The 19,063-nt window shown below is 65.7% G+C and carries 15 protein-coding genes; 5 read left to right on the top strand and 10 right to left on the bottom strand.

The window, feature by feature from the left end; genetic code table 11:
* Positions 1–13: 13 nt before the first annotated feature.
* The 3 genes from PDM29_RS15455 to PDM29_RS15445 all read right to left on the bottom strand — a co-directional run bounded on the left by PDM29_RS15455 (position 14) and on the right by PDM29_RS15445 (position 2,251).
* Positions 14–706, bottom strand: a complete 693-nt coding sequence (locus PDM29_RS15455) for a glutathione S-transferase (protein WP_311190957.1) — start codon at positions 704–706, stop codon at positions 14–16.
* A gap of 115 nt (positions 707–821) precedes the next feature.
* Positions 822–1,031 carry a cold-shock protein gene (locus tag PDM29_RS15450; RefSeq protein WP_231804617.1) on the bottom strand — a complete coding sequence of 70 codons (210 nt, stop codon included), beginning with the start codon at positions 1,029–1,031 and terminating at the stop codon, positions 822–824.
* Positions 1,032–1,342: 311 nt separating this feature from the next.
* Positions 1,343–2,251 (bottom strand): pseudouridine synthase, encoded by a 909-nt coding sequence (locus PDM29_RS15445; protein WP_311190956.1) that lies wholly within the window; start codon positions 2,249–2,251, stop codon positions 1,343–1,345.
* A gap of 42 nt (positions 2,252–2,293) precedes the next feature.
* Here PDM29_RS15445 and PDM29_RS15440 point away from each other — a divergent pair, with 42 nt between their 5' ends.
* The 3 genes from PDM29_RS15440 to PDM29_RS15430 all read left to right on the top strand — a co-directional run bounded on the left by PDM29_RS15440 (position 2,294) and on the right by PDM29_RS15430 (position 6,201).
* Entirely contained in the window at positions 2,294–2,845 is a 552-nt protein-coding gene (locus tag PDM29_RS15440; RefSeq protein ID WP_311190955.1) for a YaeQ family protein, read from the top strand.
* 10 nt (positions 2,846–2,855) lie between these two features.
* Positions 2,856–4,040, top strand: coding sequence for a BaiN/RdsA family NAD(P)/FAD-dependent oxidoreductase (locus PDM29_RS15435; protein ID WP_311190954.1), 1,185 nt, complete (start codon positions 2,856–2,858; stop codon positions 4,038–4,040).
* 91 nt (positions 4,041–4,131) lie between these two features.
* On the top strand, positions 4,132–6,201 hold the full coding sequence (locus PDM29_RS15430; RefSeq protein ID WP_311190953.1) for a GGDEF/EAL domain-containing response regulator: 2,070 nt from the start codon (positions 4,132–4,134) through the stop codon (positions 6,199–6,201).
* Positions 6,202–6,628: 427 nt separating this feature from the next.
* Here PDM29_RS15430 and fabV read toward each other — a convergent pair whose 3' ends face one another.
* The 6 genes from fabV to queA form a co-directional block, all read right to left on the bottom strand.
* Positions 6,629–7,888, bottom strand: coding sequence for an enoyl-ACP reductase FabV (gene fabV / locus PDM29_RS15425; RefSeq protein WP_311190952.1), 1,260 nt, complete (start codon positions 7,886–7,888; stop codon positions 6,629–6,631).
* Between the two features lie 171 nt (positions 7,889–8,059).
* On the bottom strand, positions 8,060–9,037 hold the full coding sequence (gene secF, locus PDM29_RS15420; protein WP_311190951.1) for a protein translocase subunit SecF: 978 nt from the start codon (positions 9,035–9,037) through the stop codon (positions 8,060–8,062).
* Between the two features lie 16 nt (positions 9,038–9,053).
* Positions 9,054–10,919, bottom strand: coding sequence for a protein translocase subunit SecD (secD, locus tag PDM29_RS15415; protein ID WP_311190950.1), 1,866 nt, complete (start codon positions 10,917–10,919; stop codon positions 9,054–9,056).
* A gap of 60 nt (positions 10,920–10,979) precedes the next feature.
* Positions 10,980–11,324 (bottom strand): preprotein translocase subunit YajC, encoded by a 345-nt coding sequence (gene yajC / locus PDM29_RS15410; RefSeq protein ID WP_125361046.1) that lies wholly within the window; start codon positions 11,322–11,324, stop codon positions 10,980–10,982.
* 137 nt (positions 11,325–11,461) lie between these two features.
* Positions 11,462–12,604: a tRNA guanosine(34) transglycosylase Tgt gene (gene tgt, locus PDM29_RS15405; RefSeq protein WP_311190949.1), complete on the bottom strand. Its 1,143-nt coding sequence runs from the start codon at positions 12,602–12,604 to the stop codon at positions 11,462–11,464.
* Positions 12,605–12,641: 37 nt separating this feature from the next.
* Positions 12,642–13,709 carry a tRNA preQ1(34) S-adenosylmethionine ribosyltransferase-isomerase QueA gene (gene queA, locus PDM29_RS15400; protein ID WP_311190948.1) on the bottom strand — a complete coding sequence of 356 codons (1,068 nt, stop codon included), beginning with the start codon at positions 13,707–13,709 and terminating at the stop codon, positions 12,642–12,644.
* A 201-nt stretch (positions 13,710–13,910) separates the two neighbouring features.
* Here queA and PDM29_RS15395 point away from each other — a divergent pair, with 201 nt between their 5' ends.
* Together PDM29_RS15395 and PDM29_RS15390 are read left to right on the top strand one after the other, a co-directional pair.
* Entirely contained in the window at positions 13,911–15,407 is a 1,497-nt protein-coding gene (locus PDM29_RS15395) for an aminotransferase class III-fold pyridoxal phosphate-dependent enzyme (RefSeq protein ID WP_311190947.1), read from the top strand.
* 135 nt (positions 15,408–15,542) lie between these two features.
* The gene (locus PDM29_RS15390) at positions 15,543–16,136 is read left to right on the top strand and encodes an LOG family protein (protein WP_282298118.1); all 594 of its coding nucleotides are present in this window, start codon (positions 15,543–15,545) and stop codon (positions 16,134–16,136) included.
* Here PDM29_RS15390 and PDM29_RS15385 read toward each other — a convergent pair whose 3' ends face one another.
* On the bottom strand, positions 16,137–19,013 hold the full coding sequence (locus tag PDM29_RS15385; RefSeq protein ID WP_311190946.1) for a bifunctional diguanylate cyclase/phosphodiesterase: 2,877 nt from the start codon (positions 19,011–19,013) through the stop codon (positions 16,137–16,139).
* Between the last annotated feature and the right edge of the window lie 50 nt (positions 19,014–19,063).

Below are 19,063 nucleotides of genomic sequence, written 5' to 3'. Positions count from 1 at the left end.
GGCGCAGGCAAGTTCAGGCCGCGCCGGCGGCCAGGTCCAGCGACCCGCCCTTGGCCTGCGCGCGCTGGTACGCTGGACGCTGCGCGATCCGCTCCAGGAAAGCCTGCAGGCGCGGATACGCCGACAGGTCACCGCCACGCGCCGCGGCCGCCTGCAGCGGGAAGCTCATCTGGATGTCGGCGGCAGTGAAGCGCTCGCCGGCAAACCAGGGCGTGTTGCCCAGCTCGCGCTCCATCCACTGCAGATGCAGCTTGATCTGCGGGCCCACGAAGCCTTTCAGCGCCTTGTCGGCGATCTGACGTGCTATGGGACGGGCGAAGAACGGCATCGGCGCTTTGCGCAGGCGGGCAAACACCAGCGACATCACCATCGGCGGCATCGCCGAACCTTCCGCGTAATGCATCCAGTAGCGATAGCGCAGGCGCTCGGGGGACTGCAGCGGTACCGGCTCGGGAGAGAACTGGCGGGCACTGTCATAGCGGTCCACGAGGTATTCGAGGATCGCACCGGATTCGGCCAGCACCAGCGTGTCGTCCTCCACCACGGGCGACTTGCCCAGGGGATGCAGATCACGCAGCGCCTGCGGGGCCAGCCAGGTCTTGGGGTCGCGCTGGTAGCGGACCACCTGGTACGGAAGGTTCAGTTCTTCCAGCATCCACAGCACGCGCTGGGAGCGGGAATGGTCGAGATGGTGCACCTTGATCATCAGCAGATCCGCGACGGCAAACCTTCATGCTACTGCGCGCCGATGAACACACAAACAAAAACGCCGGAAGCTTGCGCTTCCGGCGTCGTGGCAACCTTTCGGCAGCAGCGGTCGATTAGACCGGCTGCACCTGGTCAGCCTGCATGCCCTTCTGGCCCTGCACGGCGACGAAGGTGACCTTCTGGCCTTCCTGCAGCGACTTGAAGCCGGTGCCCTGGATGGCGCGGAAGTGCACGAACAGGTCCGGGCCGCTTTCCGGGGTGATGAAGCCGAAGCCCTTGGCATCGTTGAACCACTTGACGGTGCCGGTCTGACGATCAGACATGTACTAACTCCTGAAACAATAGTTGAAATAATCGCGGCCACCCGAGGAGTGGGAGCCGAGACTGAGTTGCAGGCGTTGGTAAAGCGGATCGATGAGCGGATCGTGAGATCAACTGCACCAGGCCACGATTCACGGTGACCCTAGCAAACACAGTGGGAGTGACGATACGCGTGTTTTCGGGAAAAAGCGATAGGTGCGACATTCAGCCATATTCGGCGCACCCTAGGCAGGACAAGGATTTGCGCGGATCTGCAAGATTTCCGACCCCGTATTCAGATTTTTCCTAGCTGAACTTCGGCCAAATTACTGATTCAAGATTCAGCAATTTCGGCCGAAGCAGGCAATCGCAGCCCCGATGTGAAGGCCCGCGGCCGCCCACTGAGCGGGTCTTCGAAGGCCAGGGCCTGCGCCAGCAGCTGCAACGGCGGCGGCCCGGCCGCAGACGGCCCGCGCAGCGTCGGGTACAGGTCATCACCGAGGATCGGCGCACCCAGCGCGGCCATGTGCACCCGCAGCTGATGCTTGCGCCCGCTGTGCGGGTGCAGCCGATACCGCCAGACCTGCCCCTGGCTTTCGATCAGCTCGATGCGGGTGCTGGCGTTCGGGGAGCCGGCAGCTTCGGCCATGCGGAAAAATGGCTCCCCGGGTACCAGCCGGCTGTGCCGCTGCAGGGGAAACACCTGCCCGGGCAGCGCCGGGGCCAACGCTTCGTACACCTTCTGGATGTGCCGCTCCCGGAACAACCGCTGGTAGGCGTCGCGGCTGGCCGGCCGGGTCGAGAACAGCACCAGACCGGCGGTGAGGCGGTCCAACCGGTGCAGCGGCACCAGGTTCCGGTTGCCGGTCCGCGCCACAAGTCGCGCCAGCAGGGTTTCACGCACATAGGCCCCGGCCGGGGTCACCGGCAGAAAATGCGGCTTGTCGGCCACCAGCAGATCCTCGTCGATGTGAACGATGGACTCCCGGCCACAGACGGCGGGCTCCTCGGCCACCTCGCGGTAATACCGGATCTCCAGACCCACCCGCCAGGGGTCGGTCGGTGCCAGTGCCCTGCCCTGCGCGTCCTGCACCCGACCGCGCGCGAAGCGATCCAGCCACTGCGCGCGGTCGATCTTCGGAAAACGCGCACACAGCCCGTCCAGAAGGCATGCCCAGGGGCCAGCGGCCAGCTGCAGCCGGCTTGCCGGCACCGGATCGAACGGGGAATCGGACGTGTGCATGACCCACGCATTATCATGGCGCTCTTTGTTTACGGTACCCCCATGGCCCTCACCGCCACCATCCGCAAAGCCGAGCTGCAGATCAGCGACATGGACCGCGGCTACTACGCCAGCCACAACCTGACGCTGGCCCAGCACCCCTCCGAGACCGACGAACGCCTGATGGTGCGGCTGCTGGCCTTCGCCCTGAACGCGGAAGACCGGCTGGAATTCGGCCGCGGACTGAGCACCGATGACGAGCCGGACCTGTGGAAGCAGGACTACACCGGCGCGATCGAACGCTGGATCGACCTCGGCCAGCCGGACGAGTCGCGCCTGCGCAAGGCGGCTGGCCGCGCCAGCGCCGTGCAGCTGATCACCTATGGCGGCCGTGCCGCGGATATCTGGTGGGAACGCAACGCCTCGGCACTGAACAAGCTGAAGTCGCTTGAGGTCATGGACCTGCCGGGCGAGTTCGTCGAGCAGTGGGGCGCAAAGATCGAGCGCAGCATGCGCTGGACCGTGCTGATCCAGGATGGCGAAGTGCAGCTGATGTCCGAGAACGCCGAACTCAGCGTCATTCCGACCTGGCGCAAGCCCAAGCCGCAGGCGTGAGCAGCCCGGCATGAGTACGATCCGCTGCGATGTACTGGTGATCGGGGCCGGTGCCGCCGGCCTGATGTGTGCGCTGACCGCTGGCCAGCGCGGCCGCATCGTGCAGGTGATCGACCACGCCAATAAGGTCGGCAAGAAGATCCTGATGTCCGGCGGTGGCCGCTGCAACTTCACCAACACCGGCACCACGCCGGCCAACTTCCTGTCGGCCAACCCGCATTTCTGCAAGTCCGCCCTCGCCCGTTACACGCCTTGGGACTTCATCGGCCTGGTCGAGCGGCACGGCATTGCGTATCACGAAAAAGAGCTGGGCCAGCTGTTCTGCGACATCTCGTCCAAGCAGATCGTGCGCATGCTGGTTGACGAATGCCAGGCCGCAGGCGTGCAGATCCGCACCGATTGTGCGGTAACCCGGGTCGAGCGCGGCGCGGACGGCTTCCATGTGCATACCGCGCAGGGCCATTTCCACGCTGCCTCGCTGGTGGTGGCGACGGGTGGCTTGTCCATTCCCAGCCTGGGGGCGACCGGCTTTGGCTACGAACTGGCCCGCCAGTTCGGCCACGAGGTGCTGCCGACCCGCGCCGGGCTGGTGCCGCTGACCCTGAGCGGCAAGCACCAGGAGCGATTTGCCGACCTCAGCGGGGTCGCGCTGCCGGTAGCGGCGCGCTGCAATGACATGGAATTCCGCAATTCGCTGCTGATCACCCACCGCGGCATCAGCGGCCCGGCCATCCTGCAGATCTCCTCGTTCTGGCAGCCCGGCGACGACCTGCGCCTGGACCTGCTGCCGGGTCAGGATGCCGAGGAATGGCTGCGCAGCATGAAGCGCGAGCGCGGTTCGGCCGAGCTGCGCACGGTCCTGTCGGAAATCCTGCCGCGCCGGCTGGCCCTGCGCCTGTGCGAGCACTGGCTGCCGGACCGCCCGGTGAAGCAGATCGACGAGCGCGAACTGCGTCAGGCCGCTTCCCTGCTGCAGGACTTCCCGCTGGTGGCCAGCGGCACGGAGGGGTACCGTACGGCCGAGGTGACCCTGGGGGGCGTGGACACACGCCGGGTCTCCTCCAGCACGTTCGAGTCGCAGCTGGTACCGGGCCTGCATTTCGTGGGCGAGGTGCTGGATGTGACCGGCTGGCTGGGCGGTTACAACTTCCAGTGGGCCTGGGCCAGTGGTCGCGCGGCGGGCCTGGTGGTGTAACCGCGCTCACAATCCGCGAACGCCGGTGATGCACCGGCATGGACGTCGCGGCGCGCATCGTGTATCAAGATGGCACTTCGGGGAGTAGTGAATGCAGAACGCAAACGACATCACCGTCCGCCTGCTGATCGTGGACGACAGCGGCGAGAACGCCGAGACCATTGTCAGCACGCTGCGCAACAGCGGCATCGCGGTCCGCCCGGCGCGGCCGCAGAACAACGAGGAGCTGGCGCAGATCATCGGTGGCCAGCCGATCGACCTGGTCCTGGCCGCCCCGGCGCAGAGCATTCCGCTGCTGCAGGTGACCCAGCAGATCGCAGCCAGCGGCAAGGACATCCCGATGATCCTGCTGGCCGAAGCGGTCAATGAAAGCGAATGGGTCGAGGCCAGCGCCAATGGGTTCCGCGCGGTGACCCTGCGCCACCGCCCCGAGCACCTGCTGGCAGTGGTACGCAACGAATGGACCGACCTGCACGCCCGCCGCGGGCTGCGCCGGATCGAGGCGCAGATGCGCGAGACCGAGCGCCGCTGCGACGCGCTGATCTCCTCCTCGCGCGACCCCATCGCCTATGTCCACGAAGGCATGCACATCCGCGCCAACGAAGCCTACCTGGAGATGTTCGGGTACGAATCGTTCGAGGACGTGGAAGGCATCTCGCTGCTGGACATGGTCGCCCCGCAGCACGTCGACGGTTTCAAGCAGTTGCTGAAATCTCTGAGCAAGGGCGAAGCGCCGCCGCCGCAGTACCAGGTGGACGCGCGCAACCAGGATGGCGCGATCTTCGCCGCCACCATGGAATTCACCCCGGCCACCTATGAAGGCGAATCCTGCCTGCAGGTGGTGTTCCGCCGCCGCATGGAACTGGACACCGAACTGGCCCGCGAGGTCGAAGACCTGCGCCAGCGCGACCAGGTCACCGGCCTGCTCAACCGCCCGACCTTCATGGTGCACGTGGAGAACGCAGTCGCCCAGGCCGGTCGCAGCGAAGGCCGCTTCGGCCTGTTGCTGGTCGAACCGGACCACTACGCGCGGCTGTTGCCGGACATCGGCCTGGACTCGGCCGATGCACTGATTGCCGCGCTGGGCCGGGTGTTGGCCGACGCGGTGGGCGACAAGGCCCAGGTAGCGCGCTTTGGCGAACATAGCTTCGCGGTACTGATGGAAGGTGCCTACGCCGAAACCGAGGCCCTGGCCGACCGCATCCGCGAGGCCTTCGCCGCACAGGTGTTCAGCATCGGCGACCGTTCGGCGACGGTGACGGTGAGCATCGGTGGCGTGCAGGTGGGCGAGAAGATCGCCAGCATCGGCCAGGTGCTGGCCCGTGCCACCGAATGCCAGCAGGCCGCATCGGAGCTGGGCAATACCAGCCGCATCTTCGATCCGGCCGCCGTGGACCGGGTGGAAGAAGAGCGCGTGCAGCGCTGGGTGGCGCGCATCAAGGAAGCGCTGGCGGGCGAAGGCTTCCAGCTGCATTACCAGCCAGTGCTGAACCTGCAGGGCGAGCCCCTGGAGCTGTACGAAGCCTACCTGCGCCTGGACAACAACGGCGAACTGCTGAGCCCGACGGCCTTCCTGGGCATTGCCGAGGAACATGGCCTGCTGGCGGACATCAACCGCTGGGTGGTGGCGCATGCGATCAGCGTGCTGGGCGAGCGCGCACGTGCGGGCCACGCCACGCACATGATGGTGAAGATCACCCCGGAATCGTTCAACGACCCGCTGATGGTGGCGACGCTGCGTCGCGAGTTGGCCGCGCACAATGTGCCGGGCGAACGTCTGTGGCTGCATGCGCCGGAAGCCAAGGTGTTCACCCACCTGCGCAACGCGCAGCAGTTCCTGGCCGACGTGGCTCCGCTGGGCATCCGCATCGGTCTGGAGCAGTTCGGCTCGGGTCTGGATTCGTTCCAGCTGCTGGCCCACTTCCAGCCGCAGTTCCTCAAGCTGGACCGCGACTTCACCAGCGATTTCGCGCGCACCCGCGAGCATGCGGACAAGATCAGCGAGATCACCGCACGCGCGCAGGAAGCGAACATCCGCACGCTGGCCGAGTTCGTGGCGGATGCCAACTCGATGAGCCTGTTGTTCAGTGCCGGCGTGGATTACGTGCAGGGTGAGTTCGTGGGGCCTGCGGGGCCGGTTATGAACTTTGATTTTGCTTAGTGGTTTGAGTTTTCGCGCGAAGAGCGGCGCTTCGGTTGCTACGTGTCGGGGAGGCCAACAGGCAGCCCCTGTCATGCATCGCGCGATGCGGCGCGAACGGCAACCCGTGCCAAGCATTCATAAGACGCCGGATGATCCGGTGATGCCCGCGGTGTAGTGACACGCCATGCGTGTCAGCGATAGCACATCCGGACGCCGTCGCCGTTGATCTCGATTTTCCGTTGGCCACCGACCTTCTGTCGGGGGCCGGTCGGGGTGGGTTTGCGGGACCGTAGAAAACATGGATGTTTTCTACGAGCCCCCATGGATGGGTTTACGGCGTGTCCCGCAAACCCACCCCGACCGGCCAAACACGGAAACCCGTGAAAACCGGCTGTTCGCCAAGAGCCAACAGCAGCCGGGCAAGCCCGGCTCTACGGGAGAACGATCAGCTCGTCAGATCGACCAGGTTCGGGATCGCGACATCGGTTGCAACGTCCGCGTCGTAATCCACGCCTTCGACGCCGAAGCCGAACAGACGCAGGAAGTCGGCCTTGTAGCCGGCGAGGTCGCTGATCTCGTACAGGTTTTCGTTGGTCACCTGCGGCCACAGCTTGAGCACTTCTGCCTGGACGTCCGGGGCCATTTCCTTGTAGTCCGCGCGCAGGCGGCCCGCTTCGTCCACCAGTTCCACCGTGCGGCCGTCGGCCAGCAACTGGTGGCGCAGGCGCTCGGTGGCGGTGCCGGTGTCCTTGCCGCCGTAGACGATGTCATACAGCGTATCCAGCTGCTCGATGCAGCCTTCGTGCGTGCCGCGTTCCTTCATTACCTTGAACAGCAGCGACAGGTACAGGGGCATGGTCGGAATGGCCGAGCTGGCCTGGGTCACCACCGCCTTCAGCACCGACACGCGCGCGTCGCCCCCGATCTTCTGCAGCTTCTCGCGCAGGCCCAGCACCTTTTCGTCCAGATCCTTCTTGGCTGCGCCGATCGAACCGTTCCAGTAGATCGCCTGGGTGATTTCCTCGCCCACGTAGGTGAAGGCGGTGGTGGTCGCACCGTCGGCCAGCACGCCGGCTTCCAGCAGCGCGTCGATCCACATCTGCCAGTCTTCGCCGCCCATCACCGCCACGGTGCCCGCGATCTCTTCCGCGGTCGCCGGCTGCAGCGTGGTTTCAGTCAGCACTTCCTTGTCGGTATCCAGGCCACGCAGCGTGATTGGCTCGCCAATCGGCTTCAGCGTGGAGCTGATCACCTCGCCGGTGCGCGGGTGCTTGCGGCGCGGCGCCGCCAGGCTGTACACCACCTGGTCGACCTGGCCCAGGTCCTGCTTGATGAGCTCGATGACCTTGGCCTTCACCTCATCGGAGAACGCATCGCCGTTCACGCTCTTCGCGTACAGACCGGCCTGTTCTGCGTACTTGTGGAACGCCGCCGAGTTGTACCAGCCCGCCGTGCCCGGCTTGCTGTCGGTACCCGGACGCTCGAAGAACACGCCCAGCGTCGCCGCGCCACTGCCGAAGGCAGCTGTAATGCGCGCCGCCAGGCCGTAGCCGGTGGACGCACCCAGCACCAGCACGCGCTTGGGGCCGTTGGGCAGCTTCGGCTGCGCCTTGATGTAGTCGATCTGCTGCTTCACCGCTGCATCGCAGCCGGCCGGATGGGTGGTAACGCAGATGAAGCCGCGAACGCGCGGTTTGATGACCATGAACACCTCGAGGGAAACGGAGCGGCCGCATGAGCAGCCGCGCAACCCCGAAATCGTAGTGCCCCCGACGCCCCCGCACAACCAACGCCCCAGTACGGAAAAAAGAAACGCCGGGCAATGCCCGGCGCTTCATCATCACATCGATAGTGCCGGGCCATGCCCGGCAGCCACTTACGGCCGACGGGCCAGCGCTTCGACATCCTTCGCCTTCGGAAGCAGATCCTGCTTGCTCACACGCAGGAAGCCAATCGTCAGCATCGGCACCGCCACCAGGATCGAGGACACCACCACGATCACCGCACCGATCATGTGGGTTTCGGCCAGGCCTTCCAGCGACGCACCGCCGTACAGGTACAGCGCCAGCGCCGACAGGAAGAACATCACCGCGGTGATCACCGTACGCGACAGCGTCTGGTTGATCGAGCGGTTCAGCACTTCCAGCGGTTCCACGCGCAGGCTGCGGAAGTTTTCTCGCACGCGGTCGAACACCACGATGATGTCGTTGATCGCAAAGCCCATCACCGACAACAGACCGGCCAGCAGGTTCAGGTCGAACTCGCGTCCCATCAGCGACATGTAGGCCAGCGTGACCAGCAGGTCGAACAGGGCCACGAGGCTGGCGGTCACCGCGAACTTCCATTCAAACCGGAAGCCGATGTAGATCAGGAAGCCGACCAGCATGAACACCGTGGCGTACAGCCCGTTCAGAGCCAGATCCTTGCCGATCTGCGGACCCACGTACTCGTTGCGCAGGATGGTGGCCGGATTCTCAGCCGTGGTGATGGCCTTGAGCACGGCGTCACCGGTGGCCTTGTCCTGGGCCGCCCCTTCGGCACCCGGGTCATGGGCACCGTGCGGGGCCAGACGGATCAGCAGGTCGGTGTTGCCACCGAAGCTCTGCACCTGGGCATTTTCAAAGCCATTGGATTCCAGCTTCGAACGGACCTGTTCGACGTCCACCTGCTTGTCGAAGCGGGCTTCGATCAGGGTACCGCCGGTGAAGTCCAGGGCGAAGGTGAAGCCCTTGACGCCGATGATGGCGACAGAGGCCAGGAACACCGCGATCGTGACCGCCATGGCGACATGGCGCCAGCGCATGAAGTCGATCTTGGTGTCGTTCGGGAGGATGTGCAGCGGAAACAGTTTCATTGTGCGTGTCGTCCCGTCAGATGGCCACGTTCTGGAGCTTCTTGCGACGGCCGTAGATCAGCGTCGCCAGGGCGCGCGATACGGTGATCGCCGTGAACATCGAAGCGAAAATACCGATGATCATGGTCAGCGCGAAGCCCTTCAGCGGGCCGGTGCCGAAGGCGAACAGCGCCACACCCACGATCAGGCCGGTCAGGTTGGCGTCCAGGATGGTGCCGCTGGCGCGTTCGTAACCGGTGACGATGGCGGTCTTGCCCGGTACGCCCGCACGCAGCTCCTCACGGATGCGCTCGTTGATCAGCACGTTGGCGTCCACCGACAGGCCCACCGACAGCGCCAGACCGGCGAAGCCCGGCAGGGTCATGGTGGCCCCGAACAGCGACATCACCGCCACCACGATCAGCAGGTTGAACAGCATCGCCGCCGAGGTGATCAGACCGAACATGCGGTAGTACACGGTGAAGAACACCAGGGTGAACAGGAAGGCGTAGATCACCGCGGTGATGCCGCGTTCCACGTTCTCGGCACCCAGGCTGGGGCCGACCACGCGCTCTTCGACGAAGTCCATCGGTGCCGCCAGCGAACCGGACTTGAGCAGCTTGGCCAGGTCTTCGGATTCCTTCTTTTCCAGACCGGTGGTCTGGAACTGCTTGCCGAACACACCGTTGATGCGGGCCACCGAGATCACTTCCTCGTTGACCTTGAAACCACGCACTTCCTGACCGTCCACTTCGGTCACGGTCGGGACGCGCTCGGTGTACACCACTGCCATCGGCTTGCCGACGTTGGCGCTGGTGAAGTCGAACATGCGCTGGCCGCCGATGGCGTTCAGGGTCACGCTGACGGCGCTGCCGCCGTTCTGCTGGTCCTGGGTGGCCTGCGCGGCGACCATCTGGTCACCGGTGACGATCACGCGCTTGTTCAGCACGATCGGACCGGCACCGCCACGGCGCTGGTAGACCTTGCCCTCGGCGGGGATGCGACCGCTGTCGATGATTTCCTGCGATCGCACCGGGCTTTCTTCCACCACCGCACGGTATTCCAGGGTGGCGGTGGCACCGATCATGCGCTTGGCTTCAGCGGTGTCCTGCACGCCGGGCAGCTGCACGACCACGCGGTCGGCACCCTGGCGCTGGATGATCGGTTCAGACACGCCGAGCTGGTTGACGCGATTGCGCAGCGTGTTGATGTTCTGCTCGATTGCGCCGTTGGCAATGCTGGTCAGTTCGGTATCCGGAACGCTGACCGTGATGCGGTTGCCGCTGACGTCATAACCCAGGGTCGGCTGACCCTTGGCCAGCAGCTGGCGGGCTTTTTCAACCACGTCGGCTGCGGCCGAGGGGCTGATCACCGCCACGATGCTGTTGTCCTGGCGGCGCTCGACCGACTGGTAGGGAATGCGGGCATCACGCAGGGTGGTGCGCACGTCTTCCGCGTAGGCGTCCATGCGCTTGTCCAGCGCGGCCTTCTGGTCCACCTGCAGCACGAAGTGCACGCCGCCCTGCAGGTCCAGGCCCAGCGTCATCGGACGGCCGCCCAGCTTGGCCAGCCAATCCGGCACGGTCGAGGCCAGGTTCAGCGCCACTGTGTAGTTCTCGCCCACGCTGTCGCGCAGCAGGTCGCTGGCAGCGGCCTGGGTCTTCAGGTCGGGCAGACGGACGATCAGGCTGTCGCCTTCCTGCTCGGCACCGATGGTGGCGATGCCAGCCTTCTTCAGGTCGGCCACCACGCGGTCACGCAGCGCGTCGTCGATCTGGCCGCCACGGTTGGCGGTGATCTGGACGGCGGCGTCCTTCTGGTAGATGTTGGGCAGCGCGTACAGGGTGCTGAGCGCCAGTACGATCAGGATGACGACGTACTTCCAGCGTGGGAATTCAAGCATTGCCAGGTTCCTGCGCGGTGCCAGTCCCGGCACCGCGGTTGGTCTTGGGAAAAAGGAAAATCAGACGGCCGACTTCAGGGTGCCGGCGGGCAGCACGTTGCCGACAGCGCCCTTCTGGACGCGGATGTTCACGTTGTCAGCCACTTCGATGGTGACGAAGTTGTCGCCGATCTTGGTGACCACGCCGGCAATGCCGCCGTTGGTGAGCACTTCGTCACCGACCTTGATCTTGTCCAGCATCGCCTTGTGTTCCTTCTGGCGCTTCATCTGCGGACGGATCATCAGGAAGTACATGATCGCGATCAGGATGATCGGGAACAGCAGCGTGGTCAGGCCCATGCCCTGCGGCTGGCCGCCGGCGGCTTGGGCGTGGGCGGCGGGAATCAGGAAAGCGAGCAGGTTCATTGTGTGTCCTTGGGTTGGGAGGCGCCCTGCCCCGGGGGGAAGGGTGTCGCCGCGAAACGGTGGGTCAGCCGCGAAGTATGCCACGGCCCAGTAGCTATTCCTTGGGCCAATTGGCACGGTCTTCAAGGCACCCGGGGTCAGTCCTGGTGGTCCAGCGGCGGCGTGGCCATGCCCCGGGCCGCGTAGAAGGACTCGCGGAAGGCGGTGAAGGTTCCCGCCGCGATGGCCGCGCGCATGTCGGCCATCAGTTTTTCGTAGTAGTACAGGTTGTGCAGGGTGCCGAGCATCGGGGCCAGCATCTCATTGCAGCGGTCCAGATGACGCAGGTAGGACCGGGTGTAGCCACTGCTGCAGGCATGGCAGCCACAGCCCGGCTCGATGGTGTCCATGTCGCGCTCGTAACGGGCGTTGCGGATGCGCACCGTGCCGAACGAGGTGAAATAGTGGCCGTTGCGGGCGTTGCGGGTCGGCATGACGCAATCGAACATGTCCACGCCGCGGGCCACGCCTTCCACCAGGTCTTCCGGACGCCCCACCCCCATCAGGTAGCGCGGGCGGTCGGCCGGCAGGATCGGATTCAGATGATCGAGCATGGCGTTGCGCTCGTGCTCCGGCTCACCCACCGCCAGGCCGCCGATGGCGTAGCCGTCGAAGCCGATCTGCTGCAGGCCCTCAGCCGAGCGGGTGCGCAGGTCGTGGTGTACCCCACCCTGCACGATGCCGAACAGGGCGGCGTCGTTGCCCAGTTCATCATGGGCGTTGCGGCTGCGCTGCGCCCAGCGCAGGCTGAGCTCCATCGAGGTGCGCGCTACCTGTTCGGTGGCCGGGTACGGGGTGCACTCGTCGAAGATCATCACGATGTCCGAGTCGAGCACCTTCTGGATCTTCATGCTTTCTTCCGGGCCCAGGAACACCTTGGCCCCGTCGGTCGGCGAGGCAAAGGTGACCCCTTGTTCGGTGATCTTGCGGCGATGGGCCAGCGAGAACACCTGGAAGCCACCGGAGTCGGTCAGGATCGGGCCATTCCAGCGCGCGAAGCCATGCAGGCCGCCGTGGTCGGCGATCACGTCCAGGCCCGGGCGCAGGTACAGGTGGAAGGTGTTGCCGAGGATGATCTCCGCGCCCAGCGCCCGGATCTGCTCCGGCAGCACGCCCTTGACCGAGCCATAGGTGCCCACCGGCATGAACGCCGGGGTTTCCACCGTTCCGCGCGGGAAGGTCAGGCGGCCGCGACGGGCACGGCCGTCGGTGGTCTGGAGCTGGAACTGGAGTCGGGACATCGGCGGGAATTGACGGCAAATAATCGCCGATTATCGCTCAAATCCCCCGCGGGAACAGCAGCATGGCGTCGCCATAGCTGAAGAAACGGTATTTCTCCGCAATCGCGGCCGCATAGGCCTCGAACACCCGCTCCTGCCCCGCAAACGCGGAGATCATCATCAGCAGCGTGCTTTCCGGCAGGTGGAAGTTGGTGATCATCGCGTCCACGCTGCGGATGCGGTACCCGGGGGTGATGAAGATCTGGGTCTCACCGGCATACGGCAGCAGTTCGCCATCGCGCATGGCGCTTTCCAGTGCGCGCACCACCGTGGTGCCGACGCCGATCACGCGGCCACCGGCGGCGCGGGTCTGGCGCACCTGCTGGACCAGTTCCGCCCCCACGTTCAGCCACTCCCGGTGCATCACGTGGTCCTTCAGGTCATCCACCCGCACCGGCTGGAACGTGCCCGCACCCACGTGCAGGGTGACGTGGCCGCTGCTCACGCCACGCGCCTTCAGCGCCGCCAGCAGGTCCTCGTCGAAATGCAGGCCGGCGGTCGGAGCGGCCACCGCCCCTACTTCGCGCGCGAACACCGTCTGGTAGCGCTCGCGATCATCCACGCCTGGTTCGCGCTGGATGTACGGCGGCAGCGGCAGCCGGCCGGCATGCAGCAGCCACTGCTCCAGGCTTTCCGGCACATGGAACTGCAGCACGTAGAACTCGCCGTCACGGCCCAAAACCTCGGCCTCGCCCCCCGCGTCGAGGGCGATCCGGCTGCCCGCCTTGGGTGACTTGCTGGCCCCGACCTGGGCACGCGCCTGCTGCGCGCCAAGCAGACGCTCGATCAGGATCTCCACGCGACCACCGCTGGCCTTCTGCCCGAACAGGCGCGCCGGAATCACCCGGGTGTCGTTGAACACCAGCAGATCGCCCGGCTGCAGCAGGCCCGGCAGGTCACGGACCTGGCGGTGCTCGAACGCGGACGGGGCCGGCGGCACCACCATCAGGCGGCTGGCCGAGCGCTCGGCGAGCGGGGCCTGGGCAATCAGTTCAGGCGGCAGGTCGTAGTGGAAATCGGACTTCTTCAAGGCGGCGTGCAGCAACAGGTCGAGAATGTCGCGCATTGTACGACTGGCTCCCGGTGGCAATGCATGTAGCCGCCAACGTCGCGCAAAATGCTGCTATGCAACAGTTTTCCCCGGGGTTATCGCGCGAAAAAGCGCGTGCTAGCATCGAGCCGGAAGTCCGATGCACGAGCCGAAGCGCGCGCCTGGTCGCGCGTTTTGCATTTGCGCCGTGCCGCCATTCGTTTCAGGAGATCTGCAATGAGCTTCATCGAACGCCTCGCCCCGCTTCGCGCCCAGCCCGGCACCCGTCTCACCGCCGGCTTGGATGACGCCACCCTGGAGCGCCTGGCCACCGGCCACCCGCAGTTGCTGGCCGCCGTGGACGCCGCCGCGGCCGAATTCGAGCGCGTCCGCGCCAGCCTGGAGGACGTGCTGGCGCTGGATGAGCGCGACCAGATCGACGCCCTGCAGGACGGTTTCGTCAATTTCTATGCCGACGACGCGGTCACCCCGTATGTGGCCCTCGCCGCCCGCGGCGCGTGGGTGGTCACGCTGAAGGGTGCGGTGCTGTACGACGCCGGCGGCTACGGCATGCTCGGCTTCGGGCACACCCCGCCGGCGGTGCTGGAGGCACTGGCTGCACCGCAGGTGATGGCCAACATCATGACCCCGCACCTGTCCCAGCGCCGCTTCATCCAGGCACTGCGTCAGGAGATCGGGCACAGCCGCGGTGGCTGCCCCTATACCCGGTTCATGTGCCTGAATTCCGGTTCTGAAGCGGTCGGCCTGGCCGCCCGCATCGCCGACGTCAACGCCAAACTGCAGACCGACCCGGGTGCCCGCCATGCCGGGGCGAAGATCAAGCGCGTGGTGGTCAAGGGCAGCTTCCATGGCCGCACCGACCGCCCTGCCCTGTACTCCGATTCCAGCCGCCGCAATTACATGCAGCACCTGGCCAGCTACCGTGGCGAGGACAGCGTGATCACCGTTGCACCGTACGACGAGGCCGCGCTGAAGCAGGTGTTTGCCGACGCCGCCGAGCAGCGCTGGTTCATCGAGGCGGTGTTCCTGGAACCGGTGATGGGCGAAGGCGACCCAGGCCGTTCGGTGCCGCCGGCCTTCTACGCGCTGGCGCGCCAGCTGACCCGCCAGCACGGCAGCCTGCTCCTGATCGACTCGATCCAGGCCGGCCTGCGTGCGCACGGCGTGCTTTCCATCGTCGATTACCCCGGCTTTGAAGGCGTCGACGCGCCCGACATGGAAACCTACTCCAAGGCCCTGAATGCCGCGCAGTTCCCGCTGTCGGTGCTGGCAGTCACCGACCACGCCGCGCAGTTGTACCGCAAGGGCATCTATGGCAACACCATGACCTCCAATCCGCGTGCACTGGACGTCGCCTGCGCCACGCTCGGCCTGCTGACCCCGGAGGTTCGTCAGAACATCCGCGAGCGCGGGGCTGAAGCGGTGCGCAAGCTGGAACAGCTGAAGGCCGAGCTGGGCGGGCTGATCACCAAGGTGCAGGGCACCGGACTGCTGTTCTCGTGTGAACTGGCCCCGCAGTTCAAGTGCTACGGAGCCGGTTCCACCGAGGAATGGCTGCGCAATCATGGGGTCAACGTCATCCACGGGGGCGAGAATTCATTGCGCTTCACGCCGCACTTCGGCATGGACAGCGAGGAGCTCGATCTGCTGGTTCAGCTGATCGGGCGCGCGTTGAGGGAAGGCCCTCGCCGGGAAGCATCGCAGGCGGCGTGAACGGGTGACCGCCAGCCGGGCAAGCCCGGCTCTACATCGTGCGATAATGTGCGCCTGCATCACCGAAATCACCCCGCCGTTCACGGCGGGGCTTTTTCGTTTCCGCTGCAGCATTTTTGAACACAGGAAGATCCAATGAAGTCGATTTGCGTTTACTGTGGCTCCAACGCCGGGAGCAAGCCCATCTATACCGAACGCGCGATCGCGCTGGGCGACCGCATCGCCCGCGACGGCCTGCGCCTGGTCTATGGCGGCGGCAACGTCGGGCTGATGGGCACGGTGGCCAATGCGGTGCTGGCCGGTGGTGGTGAAGTGACCGGTGTGATCCCTCAGCAGCTGGCCGACTGGGAAGTGGCCCACCGCGGCCTGACCGAGCTGGAAATCGTCGGCTCCATGCATGAACGCAAGTCGCGCATGTTCGACCTGGCCGATGCCTTCGTGGCGCTGCCGGGTGGTTTCGGCACCATGGAAGAAATCTTCGAGATGCTCACCTGGCGTCAGCTCGGCATTGGCAACAAGCCGTGCGCCTTCCTCGACGTGGACGGTTTCTACGCACCGCTGATCGGCATGATCGATCGCATGGTGGAAGAGCGCTTCCTGCACCCGGACCAGCGCGCCGACCTGTGGTACGGCTCGGACATCGACGCCATGCTGGACTGGATGCGCGCCTATCAGCCGGCGCAGGCCTCGAAGTGGATCGACGAAAAGCGCCGCACCGCATTGCGCTGATCAACCGGTAACAAACGCGTCCATCGGCGCCGGGCGGCCCAGCAGGTAGCCCTGCCCGTAATCGCAGCCCAGTTGCAGCAGCGTCTGCCGCTGGGCGGCGTTTTCAATGCCCTCGCCCACCGTTTCGATACCCAGCGTGCGTGCCAGCGACAGCACGCCCTGCACCAGCGCATAGGTGCTCTGCAGGTCGCGACCGTGCAGGCCGGCAATGAAACTCTGGTCGATTTTCAAGGTGGAGATCGGGAAACGATGCAGATAGGACAGCGCCGAGAACCCAGTGCCGAAGTCGTCCAGCTGCACCAGCACGCCACGCTCGCGCAGGGTCTGCAACACCCGCAACGTACGCGGACCATCATCGAGCAGCGCGACTTCGGTGATTTCCAGGCGCAGGCGACGCGGGTCGGCACCGGCCGCCTCGATCAGCCCGAACAGACGCGGGGTGAAATCCGGTGAGCGGAAGTGCCGCGGCGACACGTTGACCGACAGATACCCTTCCCCGCCTTGGGCCAGCTGCCCGATCACATCTTCGTACAGCAGCCAGTCGACCTGCTCGATCAGGCCGCTTTCCTCGCCCAGGTCCAGGAACGCACTGGGCAGCAGCAGACCGCGGCGTTCGTGCTGCCAGCGCAGCAGTGCCTCATAGCCCATTACCGCACCGTCGCTGAGCCGCACGATCGGCTGGTAATACGGCACGAAATCACGGTTGTTGATCGCCCGGCGCAGGTCGGCTTCAAGGTCCAGGCTGCGCAAGGCTTCCTCGCGCATGGCTTCATCGAACACGGCGAAGCGATCCTTACCCTGGGCCTTGGCCCGGTACATGGCGGCGTCGGCGTCGCGCACCAGCTCTTCCGCATTACGGTAACGCGGGCTCCACAACGCGATGCCCAGGCTGCCGGACGGGAACAGTTCGCGCCCCTGCACCCACATCGATTCTTCCAGCGCCGCCAGCATGCGCTGCGAAAACTCGCGTGCCGACTCCAGACCCTCCGGGCACTGCAGCAGAATGGCGAACTCGTCACCGCCAAGGCGCGCGACCAGGTCGTTGCCGCCGACCATGGAGACAATCCGCCGCGCCACCTCGACCAGCATCTGGTCGCCTGCCGCGTGGCCGATACTGTCGTTGACCAGTTTGAAGCGGTCCAGGTCCAGGAACAGCACCGCAAACGCCGGCCCACCGGGAAGCTGCGCCAGGTTGATCGCGTCCTCGAGACGGTCCAGCAGGTGCACACGGTTGGGCAACCCGGTCAGCGCGTCGTGCAGCGCCTGATGGGTCAGCCGCTGCTCGGCGCGCAGACGCTCGCCGATCTGTCCCAGCAGCTGTTCATTCACTTCGGCCAACTCACGGGTGCGCTCTTCAACGCGCTTTTCCAGCTCGGCGTGGGCCAGCCGCAGCTGTTCCTGGTTGCGCTGGCGGGCCAGACCGTTGCCGATGTTCTGCGCGACGAACGTGAGCAGGCGCTGGTCGTGCACGGTGAAACTGATCTCCGGCGAGTAGCTCTGCACCACGATCACACCGACCACCTCGTCGTCGCTGAGCAGCGGCACCCCCAGCCAGCAGTGCGAGCGCGCACCGAACTCGTGCACACGCCCGGCCGCACGCAGCGCATCGATGTGCTCGCGCGAGGCAAGCAGCGGCTGCCGGTTGCGCACGATGTATTCGGTCAAGCCATGGCTGAAGGGGCGCGAAGGGCGCGCCGGGTTGTACTCGTCCACCGAGTACACGAAATCCAGACCGGTGCCGCCTTCATTGACGAGCGCGATGTAGAAATTGCGCGCATCCAGCAGCGTGCCCACCACGCCATGCACCTGCACGTAATACTGATGCAGGGTTTCGGCGCTCATCGCCATTTCGGCGATGTTGTACAACGCAAGCTGCAGCTTCTCGGCGCGACGTCGCTCGCTCACTTCATCCTGCAGGCTGTGGTTGGCGCGCTGCAGCTCCACCGTGCGCCGTTCCACCTGGCGCTCCAGCTGCACCTGCGCTTGGCGACGGTCCATGGCGGTCAGGATGTGCTGGGCCACATAGCCCAGCAGGGTGCGGTCGGCTTCGTTGTAGCGCACGCCATGTTCGTAGCTCTGCACCACGATGGCACCACAGACGCGGCCGTCGCGCAGCATCGGCACGCCGAGCCAGTCCAGGCTTTCCGGCCCCCGGCGCGGGTCCACTTCATCACTCAGCGCGGCCAGCAGCTCATTGGACGGCCCACTCAGGGGCTTGCCATGGCGCAGCAGTGCGAAGGTCAGGCTGCGCGGCATCTCATGCTCTTCGTAGCTGCGATCGGGGTCGGCCACGAAGCTGTCGCGCTGGTCGGCGAAATACAGAAAACGGATGCGCCGGTGCACGTCGTCGTACTCGACGATGTAGCAGTTCTGCGCGTACATCAGCGAGTTCAGCACGCGGTGGAAATGCCGCAGCATGTCGGTCATTTCCAGGTCGGCACCGGCCAGGTCGGCGATCTCGTACAGCGCCTGCTGCAGCCGCTTGGAATTTTCCAGCGACAGGATCTGTTCGCGCTGGCGGGCCATGACCAGCGCGTCCTGCAGCGCCCCCTGGGCCATCCGCCACCAGGCGTCGTTCGGAGCCTGGCCGCCGGGCAGGTGCGCGCGCACTGCCAGCACGCCGCCGTGGTGCTGCCAGCGGCGCAGGGTGGTGTCACGCGGCAACGGCGCGCCGAACAGCAGCGCCGGCAGATCGTCCACAGCCGCAGCGTCGTCAGGGGCGGAAACGCCCCCTTCGCCCAGCGCACCGTCGGACCAGCCCAACGCCAGGCGGCTGCCCGCCGGCAACAGGGCACACAACGTACGCGCCAACGCGGTGGACACCACCGCGCCACGCTCGGGATGCCCTGCGGACGTGACTACCTGGCTGGACAGCATGTTCTTCTCTTTCTGACACCGGAGCCCCGGTGCCTCCCCTGCCCCGGAGC

Source organism: Stenotrophomonas oahuensis, assembly GCF_031834595.1.
Lineage (GTDB): Bacteria > Pseudomonadota > Gammaproteobacteria > Xanthomonadales > Xanthomonadaceae > Stenotrophomonas > Stenotrophomonas oahuensis.
The sequence above is the reverse complement of the archived record's forward strand: the minus strand, read 5'-3'. Positions and strand labels throughout refer to the sequence as shown.